Below are 21,822 nucleotides of genomic sequence, written 5' to 3' on the forward strand. Positions count from 1 at the left end.
TAAATTTAAACTTATCAAAAACAAAACGAGTAATAATACTGTTGCAGCCTATTCTTTTAGATTATTTTCTTTGTAGATGGCACTCAAAAATTCGGCATAAGACTTTTCCAGACCAATAATATCTCCGGATTTAAGATTCAAACCTCCTACTCCTGAGTTATCCGGCTTTACTTTTAAAGATGAAACCTGAAAGTATAGGTTGTCATCATTCGCTTTGGGCTGAACTTTTATCGTAGAGCCTAAAAGTTTTTTAGTTGAAATTGTATAGACTTCGCCAGGAACAATTTTTAATTTTAAAAATGATCTTGGAGAGATCGTATAATCTTTACGATTGATACTTATTTTCTGATCTTTTTCAGAGGATGCAAATACATACATCATTCCATGCTGGGCTGCCAACTTTTCTTTAGGTGTATAGTATAAAGCAATCTTATAATTGGCAACATTGAATGACTGAGCTGTCCCATCCACATTTTCGAAAGGTTTTAACTCAAAGGTATTAGCACCGATTTCTTTTGCTTTTTTATAGACTAAGGAAAAAACGAGTGCATCGTCTTTTGAAAATCCCTGGACTTCAACTTCTCCTAAATATATGACATCTGTAGTGGCTGCTTCTTTTTTATATAAGAATTTATCCTGGTTATCATTTGTTTTTTCAACCTTAGTGAGATAAACATTCTGTGCATTCCATAGCTGGATACACAATACGGAAAAGATGATTGCAATATTCTTCATATATATTATTGTTGTGAAAGTGTTTCAACACATTCTTCAAGACTGTTTTCCCAATGTTTGGGTTCTATTTTGTAAGTCTCTTCTATTTTGTCTAAAGACATCGTACTTCTTACAGGCCTTTTCGCGGGTGTTGGGTACTGTTCGGTTGTTAATGGATTCAATTTTACTGAAGATTTTGAAAATTCAGCAATTTTTTTTGCAAATTCAAACCAGGTTGTCTCCGGATAGTTTGAGAAGTGAAAGACTCCATAGGTTTTATGATGAGCTGCAATGATCTCCATAACAGCTTCTGCCAGATCGTTCGCGTTGGTTGGCTGTCCGAACTGATCAGCAACAATTCCCAATTCTTTTTTCTGAGAGAACAGATTCAGCATTGTTTTCACAAAATTCTTATTGAACTCAGAGTACAGCCATGAAGTTCTCAGAATAATTGTTTTAGGATTCAATTCAAGTGCAAGTTCTTCTCCTTTTCTTTTTGATTCTCCATACACACCTATTGGGTTCGTAAAATCGTCTTCAGAGTATGGAAGGTTTGTAGTTCCATCAAAAACATAGTCTGTAGAAACATGAATCAGGGTAGATTTATTATCTGCGCACGCCTGGGCAAGATGAGCTACCCCGTCAGCATTTACTGCAAAAGCTTTTTCTTTTTCAGTTTCTGCGAGATCTACTGCTGTGTATGCTGAAGCATTGATGCAGTAATCAGGTTTGTTATCATAAAAGAAATCGTTTACCTGGTCTTCATTGGTAACATCAAGAGTGGATGAGTCTGTAAATAAGAATTCATATTGATGTTCAAAGTCCGGGGCTATTTTTCTAATGCAGTTTCCTAATTGTCCGTTGCTTCCTATTACTGCTATTTTTTTCATTTATATATTATTAATTTTTAAGTTGGAATCTTCAATAAGAGTTGCTGATTAAGAATTTTTCGCGTTTTGACTTCTTAAAAACTTCACTCTCGACTGGAAGTCTTTCTGTATCAAATCTACATAAAACTTATCGAAAATTTCTTTGATATCTTCCGGATGAACTTCAGATTTTCTTGTTTTGACATTGAAATAGATAATAGTTACCCAAAGTACAGCATGAGTTGTCTTTTCATCTAAACTTTTCATCAGGATTTCAACTTTTGCAGTTCTATCCTGTACATCGATGGTTTTGCTGCTGATGACAACCTGCGTATTATATCTTACTTCTTTTAAGTATGCTATTTCATTTTGAATCGCAATCCAGGTACAGCCGGTTTTCTTGGTATATTCTTCGTATGTAAATCCATAAAATGTTTCTACATGATCTTCTCTGGCATTGAACATATAATCAAGATATTTTACATTATTCAAATGTCCTATCGGATCACAGTCACTAAACCTAACTTTTACCGTAGTTGATACTTCTTTTTCCATTCCGCAAAAATAAAAAAACCACCTCTAAAAGAGGTGGTTAGTTTTATAAATCTTTGTTAATTTGCTGAAATTATTGAATTCCTAATTCTTTCTTTACAGCTGCAGTAGCATCAGCTCCTGCTTTATAAAGGAATGCAGGTGAATTTGCATCCATAATGTAATCGTATCCACTAGCTTTAGCTACTTTCTCTACTGCATCATTTAACTTTTTCTCAACTGGTCCGAAAGCCAGGTCTTGCTTAGCTTGTAGATCTTTTTGAGCTTTGTCCTGCATTTGCTGGATTTCTTCAGCTAATTTTTTCATTTCAGCTTCTCTTGCTGCGTTTTCATCAGCTGTTTTTTTCGGAGCTTCTGTCTGATATTGCTGATATTTAGTCTGAGCAGCATCTGCTTTTTTCTTAATCTCAGCTTGTTTTGTATCTAAGAATGTTTTAAGATCAGCATCTGCTTTCTTTTTCTCCGGCATAGCGTTAAGAACTCCCATTACATCTAAAGTAGCAATTTTTTGAGCTTTTGCCATACCTACAGATACAACCATCATTACTGCTGCAAATAATACACTTAATTTTTTCATAACTGGTAAATAAATAATTTAATTTGTTTTTAGATTTTAAAATATAGCAAAAGTTAATTTTTATAATTTATTTTTTGCCTTTGCTATTTGTTTTTTCCTTCTTATCTGTTCCTTTTAGCAAAACAGACAATACTTTCTCGGTGTAATCATATTTTGACTGAAGGAAAATAACACTAATGTTATTGCTTTTATCAAGAACTATGCCCAATCCATTTTTCTCGGACATTGTTTTGATGGCTCCCCAGATCTGATCCTGAAAAGGCAAAACAAGGTTTGTTCTCAGTTTTGTAATTTCACCGTTAGCTCCAAAACGTAAGCTAGTAGTAGTTTTAATATTTTTATCAAGGTCTACAACTTCTTTTTCTCTTAGTTTAAGCTGATCTCCTATTAATAATATTTTTTCGCTTTCAAATGCAGCCTTTTTTCTTTCATATTCAGATTGAAGACTTTGAAGTTCAGACTCCCAGGTATCGATCTGAGAATTCAGTCTTGCTTCTGCTTCTTTATACTGAGGTAATTTATTTAAAATTTCATTAGTATCCACCACTCCTATTTTCTGGGCATTGCTGAATCCAAAAAACAAAAGTAATGCGAATGTAAAAGTTATTTTAAGGTGCTTCATATCTGTAATTATAATGTTTGGTTCATCAAGAAGTGGTTACGCCATCCTGACTTATCACCTGATAACGTTTTATCAAGACCAAGTGCAAAGTCGAATCCGATCAATCCAAATGCTCCCATATATACTCTTACTCCGATTCCGACTGATCTTTTCAATTGGAATGGACTGTAAGAACTCCACGAGTTCCATACGTTACCTCCTTCAGCAAATGTCAATGCATAGATTTTTGCAGTCTGGCTCATTGAGATCGGGTACCTTAATTCTAAAGTAAATCTGTTATAGATTGTACCACCACCTGTCTGAGTAATATCTTCTGCCTGCCCACCTTCTGTAGTAGCATTTTCATATCCTCTTAAAGGGATCAATTCTCTACCGTCATATCTACCTCCGAAAAGACCTGTACCTCCCATATAGAATCTTTCGAATGGCGGAGCTCCCAATTTACTGTTATATCCATCCATGAATCCCATTTCTGCAGAAGATCTCAAGACAAGTTTTCCAATGATTTCATTATAAACATCTGCCTTGAATTTAATCTTATAGAATTCCATCCACTTATACTTGTCAATAGCTGACATTGTGGAGTAATCTTTCTTTTTAAACAATGAGTATGGAGGCGTCAGTTTTGCTGAAAGCTCAATATTGGATCCCATTGTAGGGAAAATCGGGTCGATACCTGCTGAGTTTCTGCTCAACCCTAAGTTGATACTGAAGTTATTGGCAGTACCATTATTTTCTGTTGTATTTCCAAACTGGAACGGATAGTTATTGAAGTCATACTTCTGGAACTGTAATCCTGTATAAAGTGAGAAATAGTCATCCGGCCAGTTCAATAGTCTGTTTAAACCTGCTGAAGCTGAGAAAATGTTCAATTTCTGAGCTGCTCCGTATTGATCTGTATATCTTACTCTGGAGTTATTCAAACTTACTGAAAGGGCTGTTGCTCTTGTACCAAATAACCATGGTTCTGTGAATGACACTCCATAGTTCTGGAAGTACTGTCCTGCCTGAACCTGAATAGAGAAGGTTTGTCCGTCTCCCTGAGGTACTGGTTTGAAGTCTTTAAACTTAAGGAAGTTCTTTAATGAGAAGTTATTGAAAGTTAATCCTAAAGTACCAATGAAGCTGTTACCACCGTAACCAGCCTGCAGCTGCACCTGAGAAGATCCTTTTTCTACCAGTTTCCAGTTAATATCAACGGTATTATCTACCTGATTTGGCTGAATATCCTGTCCAATCTGCTGAGGGTCAAAGAATGACATCCCTGCCAGATCGAAGTATGTTCTTTTAATTTCCGTTTTCTTGAACAGCTCTCCCGGTTTTGTTCTTAATGCTCTAAGAATTACGTGGTCATGAGTTGTTGTGTTCCCCTGCCATGATACTTTGTTCCAGGTAGCCTGTTCTCCTTCGTTAATTCTAACTTCAAGGTTGACGGCATCTCCTGACACTGATTTTTCAACAGGTGTTACATTGGAGAAAAGGTAACCATTGTTCATGTAAACAGATTTGATATCTGAATCATCTTCTTTACCACCGTCTTCTCCTACTTTTTTGTTGAATCCTACAGCATCGTAAATATCTCCTTTCTTATATCCCAGCAATCTTTGTAAATATTCTGTAGCGTATACTGTATTACCTGTGAACGTAACGTCCCCGATGTAATATTTTTTACCCTCGTTAAGTTTTACATTGATTTCGTAGTTATTTCTTTTGTTTCTCCATACTGAGTCTGAAACGATTTTGGCATCTCTATATCCCAAGGAGTTATAATAATTGATAAGACCTTGCTTATCTTCCTGATATTTATCTTCAATGAATTTTGAGGATTTCAAAATACCACCAATACCGAAACGTTTTTGCTTCGTTTCTTTGAAAGCTTTATTTCTAAGCTTACTATCGGTTACACTTTCGTTTCCTTCAAATTCAATATGATCAATCTTAATTCTTTTCCCTTTCTCTACATTAATAGTCCAGTCTACTAAAGCAGGATCTCCTGCGTTTACTTTATCCTGAATACTGATTTTAGCATCTGCAAAACCTTTTTTAATATAGTCTTTAGGGACATTCGTTTTAAGGCTAGAAACTAAGTTTTGAGTAATCTTAGTTCCTGGTTTAAGGTTGTTATCCTTTGCCAGTTTTTCACTTTTAGATTTACCAATTCCTTTTCCTGCGAATTTCACTTCTCCAAGTTCTTTCAGATCCTGCAGGTGAAATTTCAGAACGATTGTCTGTCCTTCAATGCTTTGAACATACACTTCCACTTCAGAAAAAGATTGGGTATCCCAAAGTTTTTTAACAGCATTGCTGATTTTCTGTCCTGGAATATCTACACTTTCTCCTTTTGTAAGGCCTGTAAATCTTAAGATCTGAGCTGGTGTATATTTTTTTACCCCATCTACGACGATGTCTTTAAGTGTATAAGTGCCTGCCTCATTTTCTGCATGAACAGCATTATTTACTTTTGTGCTGTCTTGTGGAGTTACTTGTCCATAAAAATGTGCAGAAGCAGCAAACATAATGATGGGTAATAGTCTAAACTTCATTTTATCGAGTCTTTCTTTTCTTAAAATTTTATTGGCCTTTTACTTGCTCACCGGTTAAACCGTATCTTCTTTCTTTGTTTTGATAATCAACAATACATTGGAAGAAAATATCTTTGGTAAAATCCGGCCACAGAACATTTAAAAACTGTAATTCTGCATAAGCGATCTGCCAAAGCAGGAAATTGCTTATTCTTATTTCACCGCTGGTTCTGATCAGTAGGTCTACAGGAGGAAAATCTTTTGTATAAAGATAGCTTTCAAATAAACTTTCGTTAATATCATTTATCTCTACTTTTCCTTCTTTTACATCAGAACTTATATTTTTAACGGCTTCCAACATTTCATTTTGTGAGCCATAGCTTATAGCCAATACAAGGTTCCCCTTTGTGTTTTCTTTTGTGAGTTCTACCACACGTTCCAACTGCTCTTTTACTAAAGTGGGCAGTTTTTCCAGATTCCCTATCACATGCATTCTCAATCCTTTGCTGAAGATCTCTTCTGCCTCAAGCAGTAAGGTCTCTACCAACAGATTCATCAGTGTATTCACTTCTTCAGTTGGACGGCTCCAATTTTCTGAAGAGAATGTATAAAGTGTTAGGTAAGGGATATTAATCTCATTACAAGCATTAATGGCATTTCTTACTGCATTAATGGCATTTTTGTGACCGAAAGTTCTTTCTTCGCCACGAGATTTTGCCCATCTTCCATTACCATCCATAATGATGGCTACGTGTTTTGGTAAATTCTCAGAATTTATTTTATCTTTAATCAACGACATATTATTCACAATAACATGGAGGTCTTCCGAACGAATACGTGAGTCCTAAACTGAAAGTATTCATCCAGTCGTTCGATCTCGTATCTCCAATATTTCTCTTTTTAATAAACTCTGCTTCTCTTTCTTTAGAAACTGCATAATAATTTCCTGACTGCAATAATGAACCTCCTGTAGCAGGGTCCAAAATATCCGCATTAAAGGAAGTCTTTACATCTTTGTCAAGGATCTTACTATGATCCAACTGATCTGTCAATGTATATCTTAATGTAGCTTCTGCAAATATTGCCCAAGAATGGTTGAATTTATACTTCAAACCTACCCCAAAAGGAATATGCATGGTTACTTTTTTTCCTAATGAATATTCTGTTTTCGTAGTAAAATCCAATTCATTGATTGGAGCCTGCGCAACACCATCTGCATCTCTTCTGAAGTCATTCACAAGATTTGCTTTAGGAGCATCAAACATTAAAGCACCAACACCTCCAAAGATATAAGGGCTTAGCATGCTGATCTGCTCATTATTCACCGGGAAAAAGTTATATTCAAACATTAAACTCGCCTCATACACGTTATTTTTTCCGTATGAGTTTCTATTTCTTCTATAATCCTCTTTGGCAGCTTTATCACTAAACTGAACCTGGTTGTATCCTAAATCCAATCTAACGGTCTGATGTGGGTTAAAATTAAATCTATATAACAAACCTCCATAAAATGGGACGCCCAAATCTGACACTCTGTTTAAATCCAACGGCTTCTGTAAAATATAATTTGTCCTTCCTACATCTCCCACTAGGTTACTCATACCTAGACGAACTCCCAATTCGTTTCTTTGTGCTTTAACACTTACCACTCCAAGGAAGGCAAGGAAGCTAAACAATAGTTTTTTATTCATAAAAGAATATGGATTTATGGTTATTTTAAAATTTAATTTTTGCAAATATAAAACTTTTTTATATTAATGATAATCTTAATGTTTAGTTAAAAATAAACAAAAAAACATAATTTGTTATAAAGTAAACGGCAAAGTGGCAAAAATATTCTTTTTTTCATAGAATGAAAATACATTAAATATGAAAAAACCCCCATTAAATGAGGGTTTAATGCTTTATTTTTTATTAAATAATACCTGTACCTTATTTCTGATCCTTATTAATAAAGGCTCTTTATAATTTTTATCTTCATCAAAATATCCGTAACCATAACCATATCCGTAGCCATAACCGTAACCTTGTTTCGTATTATAATCATTATAAACAAGTCCCAGATTTTCAATTTCATCATTATGATACTTTTCCGTAATCATTTTCAGCATGTACTTTTCTGTGTATTCATGACGTACAACATAAAGGTTGGCATCAGAATACTTCATCAGTTCATATGAGTCTGCCACTAATCCTACTGGTGGTGAATCTATAATAATGAAATCGTATCTTTCTTTCAGTTCTTCTATAAATCTGATATTTCTCTGGCTCATTAAAAGCTCAGAAGGGTTTGGCGGGATAGGTCCTGAAGTGGCAACATCAAGATTCGGGATTCTTGTTTTATTGACAATCTGATCAATTCCTACTTCTCCTGTCAGATAATTTGAAATACCATATTTATTATCAATCTTGAAGTCTCCAAAGATTTTTGGTTTTCTAAGGTCCATCCCCAATAAGATAGTTTTTTTATCACTTAAGCCTATTACGGATGCCAGATTAATGGAAATATAAGTTTTTCCTTCTCCTCCGATGGAGGATGTAATTAATATGACTTTGCCTTTTTGATCATCGTTATCCATCAAAAATCTCATATTCGCTCTTATTCCCCTGAAGGCTTCTGATACTGACGATTTTGGTTGTTCCAGAACAGTAAGCATATTTTCATTATTGTTATTTCCGATAACCCCAAGAAGTGGAATTTTCGTAGCACTTAAAAGCTCTTTGATATTTCGGATCTTGTTGTCAAACACTTCACCAATCAAGATAAACAATAGTGGGAGCAACAACATTCCTGAAACAATAGCTGTTTTTGCCAGTTTTACATTAGGGCCAATTGGTCTTTGTCCTAAATTTTTAGCCGGGTCAATTACTGTTATATCAGACTGATTGGTAGCCATTCTCATCTGGGTATCACTCTGTCTGCCCAAAAGACTGTTATAAGTAGCTTCAATCATGTTATAGCCTCTCTCTGCATCCAGATATTTTCTTTCTTTTTCAGGATAAGTTGCTAAATCAGAATTGGCACCAGCCATTTCACGATCTATTTTATTGATCTCTTCATAATATCTGTTATAATAGCTTCTCAAACTATTAGATGACCCCATTCTTGCTTCATCAATAAGCCTGTTGATTTCTCTCATAGGCTCTGATGACGGCTTATAAATGGTAGCCATCTCCGCTTTTTTGGTATATAAAGCTTTAAGTTCAGAAACCGTTGCTGAGAAAATACCATCTTCAAAACCGGCTGCATTTGTTCCGATCATTTTATCGAAATTCTGAGACTGAAGCGTGTTCTTGATATTATTTAGAGAACTGATTTTGCTTATAATATCAGCTTTTTTAGCTTCAAGTTCTTTTATTTTTTCAAGAGATTTTTCGTCTCTGTCTTTAATATTATAAAGTTTTTCTGAAGTCTTTAAATAATTAAGCACATTTGCACTTGAATCAAGTTTTTTACGGATGTTCGCAAGGTTGTCTTTTAAGAAAATATCTGTATTCTTATTAACAATATTTTTATCAGCAAGTCTCTTTTTCTGTAGTTCTGCAACAGATTTATTAAGAAAATTAACTGTACCATTAAGGTTATATCCTTTTTTAGTAATAATCATAATAGACCTGATTTCTTTATCAAAGTCTACTCCTGTTGTAGAAACAATTTCATCTACACTCTGGTTTACAGAGTTTAGATTAATAATAATATTATCCAGCTTAATTTTGGTAGCAACAGGGTTTTGAAGCAGCCTGAATCTCAGGTTAGGAGAATTATACCACTCATTAATTTTGATGACCTTATCTGCTGGTCTGCTATAAGAATTAATACTCTGGAATCCTTCCACTTCATAACTATATAAACTTGTAGATTCTCCTTCTTCAGGCAAAACCACTTCATAAGTCCCATTCCCTTTCGGTATCAGAGTAATAGGATAATTAATCTGCTGAAGGTGCTTTTTATCAATCTGAAGAAAGACCGGTGAATCATCTTTGTCCAGATAAGTAGATTTTATAAGTCCTTTGGTAGAATAGTTCACAAAAAGGTCTAATTCTTTTACCAAAAATTCGTTATGGGATCTGGATAGAAGCATTTTCTTTAAATAAAGCCCATCCTGATTTCCTGTATCTCCCCAAATGAAGTTAATAGATTGGTTAGACTGAGTGGGTAGAAACTCGGAAGCTTTACTGGAAGTACTTAATGATAAGTCTGATGCATAAATATTTTGTGCATAATATTTACTGTACACCCAAGATATGGCATAGCCAATGATCAGCATCAATACAAACCAGTACCAGTTTTTTAGAATCCTTCTTAAAAAGTGCTCTAAATCAAATAATGCGAATGTCCCAGATTTATCTTTCTGAGAATTATTCTTCTCTGCAGCGTTTGCTCTTTCCGGAATCATGACTAAAGATTTTTAAGGAGTAAATAAATAGACAATGCAGTAGTAATTACAGAAACTCCTGTAGTCAAAGTCTGGATTGGGTCTTTTCCGAATCCATTCAAGCTTTTCGCTCTTGTATTCAGATAGATCTCATCTCCGTTTTGTACATAGTAGTAAGGAGAGTTCATAAGATCTTCGCGGGTAAGATCTATTTTGGCAATTTTGATTCCTTCCGGAAGTTTTCTGTGGATAACGACTTCTTTTTTATCAATCGTTCTGTTTAATCCACCATTAATCGCCAATGCTTCAGTAATGGTAAGGGTATTTTTGTGGGCTACTTTTTCGCCTGACAGTCCTGTAGTTTCCACATCCCCAAGAATATAATAAGTAATACCGTCCGTATTCAGTCGTACTTCAGATTTACCTTCCTGGAAGTTTTCGTTTACTTTATCCTGTATCTCTTTTGTAATATCATCAAGGGTTCTTCCTTCAGCTTTTATATATCCTATTCCGAAAACATTGATATCACCATTGGAATCAACTTTCAGTCCGTTAAAATAAAAATTCATATTCCCACCTCTGTTTCCTCCGGAGTTAGCACCAATTACACCTCCTACGGATCCTCCTCCTGATATAGCAGAACTTGTTGCACCTCCACCAGAAATTCCGCCTGAAACATTGTAAGAGGAATAAAATTGTGCTGCATCACCTTTAGGAGTTGTCACAATATTAAGATTAAGGATGTCATTTTTGGTAATCCTGTACACGGGAATATTGTAAGGAATAAGACCTTCTTCGTTAATGACAAGGCTTTCGCTTGGCTGCAAATATCTCACATCCTTTGTTGTGATACATGAGGTAACTAAAAAAGGGAATATTAAAAATAAATACTTAAAATTCTTCATCATATTTGAATATTGTTTACAAAAGTAATATTTAATTGTTAATTTTTGTTATTTCTTAATCGATATAGCAAATCTGGAAGATAAGCTCCGAAAAAGCCTAATGAAAGAATCACCAATAATAAAAGATTGACATTAATATGTCTTAAATAATAAGCAGCCCCCACAATCATTAAATAGTACAGAATGATATAAAAAGTAGATCTTCTGTGGGTAAGATTTAGCTTCAACAGCTTATGGTGAATGTGATTTTTATCTGCATCAAACGGTGATTTCTTGTTGTAAAGTCTCACCACTATTACATTTAATGTATCTACAATGGGAAGAATAAGGATAGCTACAGCGACTACTGGAGCAGACTGAAGGTGATACCGTGGCACATCTGCCAGGTTTTTATCAATAAAAATATCTATAAAACAAATGGAGGTAAAGGCCAGTAAAAAGCCAAGCAGCATGGATCCGGTATCTCCCATAAATATTTTAAGGGTACGATAGTTGGACAGGTTATAATACAGGAAAGCCAATACAGTCCCAATAATAATAACAGACAATACTACCAGCGGATAATTATATTCTCCCAACCGATAATAGCTTATTCCAAATAAAGCACTGCAGATTACAGAATAACCACCTGCCAAGCCATCAATCCCGTCGATCAGGTTGAAAGCATTAATCAGAATAATAAAGGTGATAATACTGAACAGGACACTTACAAAATACTCCAGCTCATACACGCCCAATATTCCAAACAAGCTTCTGATTCTAATATCCGAACCAATAACCACCAGTGAAGACACCACAATTTGTGCAACAAGTTTTTTATAAGCCCTCATCACAACAATATCATCCATTACCCCTACATAAAGCAGAATAATTAATGAAGCAAATAAAAATTTGTAGAGATCAAAAAGCTCATAAGCAAAAATAGAAGCACAGATTCCTATTGAATAGAAGATGGCTATTCCGCCAAGATTAGGAATTTCTCTAAGGTGCGAACTTCTTATTCCAGGCTCATCCATCAGGTTCTTTCTTCTTGAGATCTTGACAATGGTAGGAATGGAGAAAAAGGTAATTAAAAAAGCGAATACGAAACCAAGTCCTATTTTTATGTAGAAAATAGGTATTCCTGATCCGCTTAAGAACAATTCAAAATTTTTCATTCTTTTCTTATTCAGCACTTGTATCTCCCAATAAAACTCACAATGCAGAACTTATAAAGAACTTCATCATCATTTTTCTATTGCTCGAAACAACAGTACATACATTTGTGTTTATTAAACCAACTTTCTTATCAATCTTTTCTGTCCTCCAAAAAACAAGAGATAAAAAATTTTTTTCTTCAAAGGCAAAGATAAAAGATAATTCTTACCAAAACGACTATACTTCAATATATCTTGAATTTTTATTTGTCTTTCCTTCATAAAAAGAACCAACTGATCAGACATACTATAAAATAATTCTTCTTTTTTCACAAACGCCAGATAGGCCAGAAATGAATAAACTCCTTCAAAGATCTGGAAGTTTTTCAATTCCTCTTTTTTGTGGGAATATTGAGATTCATTGAAAATATTTTCTACATCAGCCACTGCCTTCAGCATATCAAGTCCCTTTTCTGTATGGGTTTTTGTAATAGAATCAGTACGTTCAAGATATTGATAATGGAAATTCTGGGTTTGAGCGATGGTATCACATTCCAATAAAAGCTGCGGAATCAACTGAATATCTTCAAAATGAACTCCTTTTTTGAATCTTCTCTGATTAAAAAGTTCTTTTTTGAACAGTTTATTGCATGCAAAGTAACTGATATCTGAGAATACTGAAAAATTACTTTCAAGAGCAATTTTCTCGGGCATGTTGGGAAGCTGAGTTAGTTTTTGAGTAACCTTCCCATTTTCATCCACTTTCTGAATATTGCAGATTACCATTTTTGCCTGATGTTTTTCTGCTAACAAAAACATTTCTTCAAACATCGTTTCGGAAACATAGTCATCGCTGTCTACGAAACCTATATAATCTCCAGCAGCTCTATCAATTCCAAAGTTGCGGGCATCACTTAATCCTCCGTTTTCTTTGGTAAAAGCTTTTATTTTTTCCGGATACCTTTGTGCATATTCTTCAATGATTTTTTCAGAATTATCTTTGCTTCCATCGTTTACTACAAGAATCTCGATATTAGGAAGACTCTGCTTCACCAGGGAGTCAAGGCATTTTGTCAAATAATTTTCGACATTATAAACAGGAACAATAATGGATACTTTTGGGGGAACATTTGTCATACATTAAAATTTCGTCAGTCTTGCATTCAGCCATCCTTTTTTAGCTTCATCAAAATCTTTTCTGGAGCATGGAATGCAGTTTTCTATATTTTCATCATCACCAAAATACCACAAATTACTGAAAGTATCACGCTTGAAAGCATATTGTCTGTCGTCTATCAAAACATAGAACAGTTCATAATGTCTTTCCTTCGGATGCGAGTGCTGGATATTGATTCCTTCAATCAGATACCATAACATTTGGGCTAAAAGCTGGTGGTTCAGCTGATTTTCTGAATAAATATTATAATTAAAAATCCCTACGGATTTCAGATTTTCACTTAATCCGATTTCTTTCATGTAAGCGCAAATTTCTCTTCTGTTTAATCCATTTACCTGTGGATTCATAGAAAAAGGTTCACTGAAGCTTTCCACAGCATCACAGTTTAAGGTAACCAGATCTGTTTTTCTGAAGAAAGGTTCTGTCTTTTCTGTAGAATTCATCATTTCAGCAAGACGGATAATATCAAACTCTACTTCTTTGATCAATCTTACAGAATCCATTTCATTCAAATGTTTTTGGTATCCTAAATGATGATAATTTTTAATGGAGAAATTCTTGGCACCGAAAATTTTGCCTAGAAAAGTATGTTCATTGATTGTTTCCCCTTGTTGAAGGGAGATAATATTACTGATCTGGGTATAATTGATATTTTTCTGATGAAAATTCAAGGCAGAAAATAATGAAAAGGCAAAATCATTGGATCCGCCTACAATCACCGGAATTGCTCTTTTGTAATGACATGCCGAAAGGACTTCCTGCAAAATATAATGGGTATCCTGAACAGATTTTCCAGACACCAGATCTCCAAGATCCACAACAGGAATTTCGAAGTCCATCTGTGAAAGTTTATAAAACTCATTCCTTACGGCTGTAAAATCCTGCACTTCTGCATCTCCGCCCACTCCTCTGTAATCTGACACAAACAAAAGAACAATACTGTCTTCTTTGATCTCTTTTGTAATCCGATTTCCTATCTGCCAGCTTTCTGTTTTGAAATTCCTTGGTGAAATGATAAAGTCTTCGAAATCCATATTTTAATTTGAATGTAATAATTTATTAATTGCTTGATGTAACAAACATACAAAAAACATAGGAACTTAGTGAAGCGTGTTTCTTTCTGTTCACAAAAAAGCCGTCAACAAATTGTTAACAGCTTTGCATTTTCATCAACCTTGTCAAAGTTTAAAACTTTGAAGGTTTCATTCATGAAACCTGTAAAAACAAATCCGCCTCATATATGACATGAGGCGGACTTTTATTTTAATTCGTGTACTTGTTAATTAGCACTTTCCGAATGACTGGCTAATAATCGTTATTCCCGCTATAATAATAGTAACTCTGATTCCTGTTGGAATTCCCCAGGTAGTACAAATAGATAAACAAGCCTGACCAGCCGTTCCATTAGGAATACTTAATGGTATACTGAAACAATATTTCCCGAAACCTAATGGTAAGTTGATACAAACTTTGTTGTTCTCAACAGTAATTGAAATACACTCTGCTGTTACAAGAAGATAACCTGCGCTGGCGTTGGCAAGGCTTAAGTCTGATTCTGCCCCAGATGAACGGCGACTTGCCTGACTGTCTTCGTGTGATCTTTTTGCTGCTTCTAATGCGTGCGAAATAGCTTCTTCGCTAAATTTAAATTCTGCCATGATTTTATAGTTTTGTTTTCTTACTCGTTTGGCTTTTCAGAATCCGCCTCGTTTTTAAAGTGGTTTCTGAACTCCACCGTTTGTAATATTACGATGTAAAACTAAAGAATTAAAACACTGAAAATCATAGTTTTATTACTTATTTTTCAATTTCCGTATTTATACTTAGAGCTAAGTAATCATCGTCATTCACAAGATTAAATCCCAGTAAAGGGAAATTAATTTAACATATTATCCTATGTAGTTTTATTTTTTTTAAACGATTTCAATGAAAATCATAAGACAGAAAACTATGTTATCACTTAGCAGCTAACTTTATAAAAACAAAAAAAGCACAGACCTAAATCTGTGCTTTCCTATTTTATTAAAAACTATTTATTTTTTAGCTGCCGGTTTCTTAGCCGCAGGCTTTTTCGCTGTTGTAGCTGCCTTCTTGGTTGTGGCTGCTTTTTTCGCGGCAGGTTTTTTCTTTTCTGCAAAGGCTTTAGGATCCTGATCTGTAATCCATTTTTTAACCTCATCTAAAGAAAGTTCTTTCAAATCATCAGCTTCGTATTTTGTATCGTCTGCTTTCTTCGGAATTTTGAACATTGCTTTTCCGAATTTGATGAAAGGTCCCCATCTTCCATTTTCAATGGAAATTTTTTCTTTTTCCCACTGCTGGATATATCGGTTGGCTTCTTTTTCAAGCTTTGCATCAATTAATTCATTGATATCGCTTTGAGAAAGATTTTCAAAGTCATATTTCTTTGGAACATTTACGAAGATAGCTTTATACTTAATAAATGGCCCGAATCTTCCTGTTCCTTTCGTTACCGGCTCTCCTTTATAAGTTGCGATAGGAGCATCTGCAATTTTCTTTTCGTTGATAATTTCCTCTGCACGTTTCTGATCTACAGAAAGAGGATCTTCCCCTTTCGGAATGCTGATATAAGTTTCTCCCCATTTCACATAAGGTCCAAATCTACCAACCCCCACAGAAACCGGCTGTCCGTCAACTTCACTTAAATCGAATGGCAATTTGAATAGTTCTAATGCCTCTTCAAAAGTAATCGTTGCAATATTCTGCCCTGTCATTAATGAAGCAAAAACTGGTTTTTCTTCATCATCTGTTTCTCCCATCTGGATCATCGCTCCAAATCTTCCGATTCTTGCATGAACATTTTTACCCGTCTTTGGATCTACTCCTAATAATCTGTCTCCTGTTGCACGGTCTGCATTTTCTTCTACGTCTTCAATTCTCGGGTGGAATTTTGAGTAGAAATTCGTCATCATTTCTTTCCATTTCTGGTCACCACTTGCAATTTCGTCAAAGCTTTCTTCTACTCTCGCTGTGAAACCGTAGTCAAGGATTTCTCTGAAGTTATCTGTCAGGAAATCATTCACCACTTCACCTATATCTGTAGGAAGGAATTTATTTTTATCTCCTCCAAATTTCTCTTCAAGAACTACTTTTTTGATCTTATCTTTTGCTAAAGACATTTTGACCACTTCACGGGTATGCGGTTCAACTTCTCTCTTATCCACATATTCTCTGTTCTGAATCGTTTGAATCGTTGGAGCATAAGTAGATGGTCTACCAATCCCTAATTCTTCAAGTTTTCGCACCAATCCGGCTTCAGTATATCTTGCACTTGGTCTTGTGAATTTTTCAGTAGCGGTAATGGTTTTATAGTTTAAAACCTCTCCTACGCTTACTTTTGGCAACAATTTATCATTGTTCTCTTCATCTTCATCCTCTGTCTTCACAATACCGTAAGCTCTCAGGAAACCATCGAATATGATCACCTCTCCCTGTGCTTCAAAATGATGGGGTAATGATGCATTTCCAATTTCGATCACAGTCTTTTCAATTTTGGCATTAGCCATCTGAGAAGCTAGTGTTCTTCTGTATATAAGTTGATATAATTTATTCAGCTGTACATCACCAATGCTTTTTACTCCAAAATCCGTAGGTCGGATTGCTTCGTGAGCTTCCTGTGCTGAAGCAGATTTTGTAGTATAATTTCTTGGAGAAGAATATTCTGCTCCGTATTCTGATGTGATTTGTTTTTTTGCTCCTTCAATTGCTTCCTGAGAAAGGTTTACGGAGTCTGTTCTCATATAGGTAATGTACCCTTCTTCATACAGCCTTTGTGCCATACGCATGGTATTGGTTACATTATATCCAAGTCTTGAGGAAGCCTCCTGCTGTAATGTAGAAGTTGTAAATGGAGCTGAAGCGGAACGTGTACCCGGCTTGGTTTCAACATTCAGAACTTTAAATTCTGTAGTTTTTGCCTGCTCCAGGAATTTTTCTGCATCTTCTTCTTTTTCGAAGTCTTTCTTTAGTTTAGCAGCTATTTCCTGCTCTGTTTTATTTAAAAAGATTCCGTCAAGTTTAAAACTTGCTTTTGGCGTAAACTCACGGATCTCCTTTTCTCTTTCAACGATTAATCGTACTGCTACAGATTGTACTCTTCCTGCAGATAGTCCCGGTTTTACTTTTTTCCATAAAACAGGTGACATTTCAAAACCTACAATTCTGTCCAGCACTCTTCTGGCCTGCTGGGCATTTACTAAGTTCTGATCTATATCTCTTGGATTGTCGATTGCTTTTAGAATGGCGTTTTTGGTAATCTCATGGAAGACAATTCTTTTTCTGTTTTCAGGCTTCAATTTCAATTCATCCGCCAGGTGCCATGCAATAGCTTCCCCTTCACGGTCCTCATCGGAAGCGAGCCATACCATATCGGCTTTCTTTACTGCAGCCTTTAATTCGGTTACCAATTTCTTCTTGTCTGCTGAAACTTCGTAATCAGGACTGAATGTAGTAAGGTCTATCCCCATCCCTTTTTTAGGAAGGTCTCGGATGTGCCCGAAACTGGATTTCACTTCAAAATCCTTTCCTAAATATTTCTGAATAGTTTTTGCTTTTGCCGGGGACTCTACGATTACTAAATTTTTCGACATTCTAACTAAAAATTTTTGCAAAAGTAAAGCTTTTTTATTATATACTTTTTGTAAAACGGGTTTAATTTAACAATTCAGATGGTTTATACCTCTTTTCAACACCCATTTTTTAAAGATTCAAGTCCTTTGTAGTATAGGTTTTAGACCTTTATGTAGATTAAACATTTATTATATAGAATTTTTCATCAACCATAATAGATGTAAGGTATATGCCTATATATGAAAAAGCAGAACAAGAGACCTTATTCTGCTTTTTGAATCCTCATATTCAGGATTTATCGTTTTATAATTTTAACAACTGCTTCTGAATTATTTATTCTTATCAGATACACTCCTGCATTCAAAGATGACAAATCCGCCTGATTATTTATAAAATGTCCGGATTTTACAAGCTGACCCAATGCATTAAAAATCTGGAAATGATATTCTTTATTTTGCGTAGCCTTGATATACAGAACATTGGAAACCGGACTTGGGTATAAAGTAATCCTGTTCTCCATCTCTTTAATCTTGGTATTAGCAGTACTCAATGTGGGACTATCAGGGATTACTGTAATTCTGGAAGCAGGCCCTTCTTCATTACCATTGGCATCATATTCTATTTTCACACATCGGCATCCCACAGCAAAATACGGATCATTATTATCATGAAAGACCATAATCCTGTTGGTAGTAGAAGCTGCATCAAAAAGTACATTAACCGGTCTTCCCAGATAATTTGAAGTTAAAGCAGCCGTCCAGACAGCCGGATACTGAAAATTGAGAACATTGAATCTTCCCTGTGCGGTCTGATTGGCAATCACACTCCTGAATCCTCTTGATCCTGAATCCGGATAGTTTCCTAAAGGATAGACAGGATTATTAAATAGATATCCTATGGTAGAATTGGTAGAATTTCTCACTCTGGTTCCTGAATAATCTGTAGCAATACTATATGATGTGGCTACATTTTTATCTTTCTTATACCAAGGTGTCTGCCCAAAATCATTTCCTGAAACCAAAGCTGCATTCGTCAGGTCAGGAATTCGCCAGCCTTCCGGACAAGGATCGAAAGGAGATTTTTCACCTCCTCTTCCCCATCTGTCAGGAGCCAGGCTTGGCTCTGTGGCCAGCCAGTCTGTCCCGTTGGTATAATTGGGTGTTGCACTGTTAAAAGGAGCAAACGTACTTGGAATCATATACACCAAAGGGTTTTTAACGGAATAAGACAGTATCTTGGAAATCTTATCTCCCAGCTTGTCTGTAATCTGTACATTTGATGCAGCAGCATAGGTATTGTAAGGAACTATATAACTACCTGAAAGATTGTTGTAATCAGCTGGAGTAAGGACAGCGTATGAAACTGTTCCATTGGCGGCAGCAGTTCCTAAAGAAATATTGTAGAAGCTTCTGTTATCTGCATTCTGGAAGGCAGGAATAGGATCTTTTCTTCCCCATTGATAGTGCAATCCCGTAGAAGCGCGTATCTTCAGGAGTTCATCAGCACTAGGTGTAAGGGGATTTGCAACATTGGGAAAAGCATCTGTTGCCCCAAGATTACGATCCATAAAAGTAGTCTGCAATATCACATCCGCTTTGTTTACATAATTCACATAATTCGATACTAATACAGGAGGTTCTGTAGTATAGGTGTAAGATTGTATAGGAGAATCTGTAACCCAGATATGCCAGCTCCAATATACCGGAGCTGATATACTGCCGTTATGCAATGTCACTACAGCATTTCCACTCTGATCAGGAGCTATTTCTACAGCTATTTTTGAACTAACAATGTTTTGCACTGAAGAGGGTGATGGATTTATTATTGAAATTCTATTGATAAGACCAGTATTTGTAGTCCAGAGAACGTTTCCTTTTAAATTATTAAAATTGGAAGGGTTTAATATCTCTGAATTATTCAGCAATTGACTTTGTACCGAAAATGCCTTACTCACTGGAATTTCAATAACAACCGCTGTTCCGCTTTTTACAATCTGGTAGGTATTTGGATTATCAATTCCTTCTCTATATTCTGTTACTGCAGGCAGATATTCCGTAGGAAAATCATAATCATTCACGAGATATAAAGGATCTTTTATACATCTGCATCCATTCGCATCTGAGGTATACATTACTGACATAGGAAAGTAATAATAACGCCCTTTAATATTGGGGTAGTTAGCATCCGGAATATCAGGCTGTGTCTTATCCGGAATCATAGAAAGTCCTCTAACGGTAACAGCAGGGGAAGCATCAAACTGCCGGGCCATGGTAGCCGTCCACAATGCAATATGATGCTGGTCACTATACTGTCCCAAATGCGCTCCTCTGATAAGCTGCCCGTTTCCCGGAAAGATTCCCATATTGTAACCTCCAACTGCAGAAAGATCAAAACCGAGGTTAGGATACACCTTAACCCCTGTCATAAATGCGGGAACTCCGGCATTAGTAGGCTTTATAATATGGTATTTATTGGTTTCAAAAACATTTTTCTCCATATTGGTTTTCACTCCGAATGGTGAAAAGTCTATTCTGATATCATCAATATAGGATCCTGAGGCCAGATTCGCAACCAGCATAGACGGTATACGCCATCCGTTGGGACATGGGTCATAAGAAGATTTATCCCGATAAGGTTTTGCTTTGTCATCGGTATTATAAACAGCTTCTATTTTCCCTTGTGCATTATCAGACCAAAGATTAAGCTCTGAAAGCCGGTTGGTAGGCAAAGTTGTAGACTTCCCAAACCAATTGACAGGTAAATTAACATTATTATTGTAGTAAGCCTGACCGGAGTTATCCTCTTTATTGACATAGATAAGGCTGAGTGGATTTTTTACAGAAAGTCTTAAATTATTGGTAACCTCTGCACCAGAAAGTAAAACGAATTTTCTAAGATCATCAATACTTACAGCATTGGTCATATTTTTTGCTCCTCTATGTCTGACTCTTCCTATAGATCCTGAAGCTTCGTAGAAATCATTCCCTCTGGTGACCAATGGTGGAATTGGGTCTTTTCGTCCCCATTGATACAGAAGTCCTATACTTCGATTCCAGTCTGAAGCGGTGATAGAACTGGTAAGTGCGCCAAGATTTCTATCCATCCATTTCCAATCTGTATCGGGGATGACTTCAGTTGTGCCGTCTGATTTCATCCTTTTAATGTTATTGAAGCTTCTATAGACTGTTCCATTGGTAGGATCATCAGTAACCCAGATATGCCAGCTCCAATAGATTTCTCCATTTACTTTAAAGGCAACCACGGCATTTCCTTGTTTTGTTTTGTTGATGGGAACTTTTATTTTAGCATCCTGCCCTGTTCCTATTATTTCGAGAGCATAATTTACTCCTGATTTTATCAGGCCATGAACATCTTCCCACAATACATCTGCAGTCACGGTTCCTGCCGGAATACCATTCCCGTTGAGATAGCCACCTCCTTCCCACATCGCATATGCTTTCTTTACCGGAACAAGCAACCCTTCACTATTCTGATTAGGGTCAAAGATGTAGCTGTTAGGTGCTTTTTTCCAATCCGGAAGTAATATTTTTTTCAATTCACTCACTGGTCTGGTGAGTGAGTCTATACGATGATTAATTAATACATTATGCTCAGCTGAGGGAATACTTTTCCTGACACTACCTTTAGAATATATCCCCAACGATATCAGGCAGATAGCTGCCGCTAATTTTCCAACTAACTTTTTCATACCTTATTGATTTGAGTGCTATTAGCAAAATGCAATTTTTAAGCCCACATCAACAAAAATAGATTTATTTTAT

Annotated in this window: 16 protein-coding genes; all 16 read right to left on the minus strand. The window is 35.7% G+C overall.

Features of this window, described 5'->3' with window-relative positions; all coding sequences use genetic code 11:
* Window positions 1-48: 48 nt before the first annotated feature.
* The 16 genes from GFU89_RS17265 to GFU89_RS17340 all read right to left on the minus strand — a co-directional run bounded on the left by GFU89_RS17265 (window position 49) and on the right by GFU89_RS17340 (window position 21,749).
* Complete coding sequence (locus GFU89_RS17265; protein ID WP_318848319.1) at window positions 49-735, minus strand: hypothetical protein; 687 nt, start codon at window positions 733-735, stop codon at window positions 49-51.
* 5 nt (window positions 736-740) lie between these two features.
* Entirely contained in the window at window positions 741-1,604 is an 864-nt protein-coding gene (gene rfbD, locus GFU89_RS17270; protein ID WP_318848320.1) for a dTDP-4-dehydrorhamnose reductase, read from the minus strand.
* A gap of 48 nt (window positions 1,605-1,652) precedes the next feature.
* Window positions 1,653-2,138: an acyl-CoA thioesterase gene (locus tag GFU89_RS17275; protein ID WP_318848321.1), complete on the minus strand. Its 486-nt coding sequence runs from the start codon at window positions 2,136-2,138 to the stop codon at window positions 1,653-1,655.
* Between the two features lie 70 nt (window positions 2,139-2,208).
* Window positions 2,209-2,712 carry an OmpH family outer membrane protein gene (locus tag GFU89_RS17280; protein WP_318848322.1) on the minus strand — a complete coding sequence of 168 codons (504 nt, stop codon included), beginning with the start codon at window positions 2,710-2,712 and terminating at the stop codon, window positions 2,209-2,211.
* Window positions 2,713-2,779: 67 nt separating this feature from the next.
* Window positions 2,780-3,334: an OmpH family outer membrane protein gene (locus tag GFU89_RS17285; protein ID WP_318848323.1), complete on the minus strand. Its 555-nt coding sequence runs from the start codon at window positions 3,332-3,334 to the stop codon at window positions 2,780-2,782.
* Between the two features lie 8 nt (window positions 3,335-3,342).
* Window positions 3,343-5,877, minus strand: a complete 2,535-nt coding sequence (gene bamA / locus GFU89_RS17290) for an outer membrane protein assembly factor BamA (RefSeq protein WP_318848324.1) — start codon at window positions 5,875-5,877, stop codon at window positions 3,343-3,345.
* 28 nt (window positions 5,878-5,905) lie between these two features.
* Window positions 5,906-6,655, minus strand: coding sequence for an isoprenyl transferase (locus GFU89_RS17295; RefSeq protein WP_318848325.1), 750 nt, complete (start codon window positions 6,653-6,655; stop codon window positions 5,906-5,908).
* Window position 6,656: 1 nt separating this feature from the next.
* Window positions 6,657-7,547 carry a DUF6089 family protein gene (locus GFU89_RS17300; protein ID WP_318848326.1) on the minus strand — a complete coding sequence of 297 codons (891 nt, stop codon included), beginning with the start codon at window positions 7,545-7,547 and terminating at the stop codon, window positions 6,657-6,659.
* A gap of 213 nt (window positions 7,548-7,760) precedes the next feature.
* Window positions 7,761-10,253: a polysaccharide biosynthesis tyrosine autokinase gene (locus GFU89_RS17305; protein WP_318848327.1), complete on the minus strand. Its 2,493-nt coding sequence runs from the start codon at window positions 10,251-10,253 to the stop codon at window positions 7,761-7,763.
* A gap of 2 nt (window positions 10,254-10,255) precedes the next feature.
* Window positions 10,256-11,137: a polysaccharide biosynthesis/export family protein gene (locus GFU89_RS17310; RefSeq protein WP_413228612.1), complete on the minus strand. Its 882-nt coding sequence runs from the start codon at window positions 11,135-11,137 to the stop codon at window positions 10,256-10,258.
* A 38-nt stretch (window positions 11,138-11,175) separates the two neighbouring features.
* Complete coding sequence (locus tag GFU89_RS17315) at window positions 11,176-12,294, minus strand: MraY family glycosyltransferase (protein WP_318848329.1); 1,119 nt, start codon at window positions 12,292-12,294, stop codon at window positions 11,176-11,178.
* A gap of 114 nt (window positions 12,295-12,408) precedes the next feature.
* Window positions 12,409-13,410 (minus strand): glycosyltransferase family 2 protein, encoded by a 1,002-nt coding sequence (locus tag GFU89_RS17320; protein ID WP_318848330.1) that lies wholly within the window; start codon window positions 13,408-13,410, stop codon window positions 12,409-12,411.
* A gap of 3 nt (window positions 13,411-13,413) precedes the next feature.
* Window positions 13,414-14,484 (minus strand): formimidoylglutamase, encoded by a 1,071-nt coding sequence (locus GFU89_RS17325; RefSeq protein WP_318848331.1) that lies wholly within the window; start codon window positions 14,482-14,484, stop codon window positions 13,414-13,416.
* A gap of 249 nt (window positions 14,485-14,733) precedes the next feature.
* Window positions 14,734-15,108, minus strand: coding sequence for a hypothetical protein (locus GFU89_RS17330; protein WP_318848332.1), 375 nt, complete (start codon window positions 15,106-15,108; stop codon window positions 14,734-14,736).
* Window positions 15,109-15,483: 375 nt separating this feature from the next.
* Entirely contained in the window at window positions 15,484-18,060 is a 2,577-nt protein-coding gene (gene topA / locus GFU89_RS17335; RefSeq protein ID WP_318848333.1) for a type I DNA topoisomerase, read from the minus strand.
* A gap of 275 nt (window positions 18,061-18,335) precedes the next feature.
* The gene (locus tag GFU89_RS17340) at window positions 18,336-21,749 is read right to left on the minus strand and encodes a T9SS type A sorting domain-containing protein (protein WP_318848334.1); all 3,414 of its coding nucleotides are present in this window, start codon (window positions 21,747-21,749) and stop codon (window positions 18,336-18,338) included.
* Window positions 21,750-21,822: the final 73 nt, after the last annotated feature.

Source organism: Chryseobacterium sp. JV558, assembly GCF_033712365.1.
Classification (GTDB): Bacteria; Bacteroidota; Bacteroidia; order Flavobacteriales; family Weeksellaceae; genus Chryseobacterium.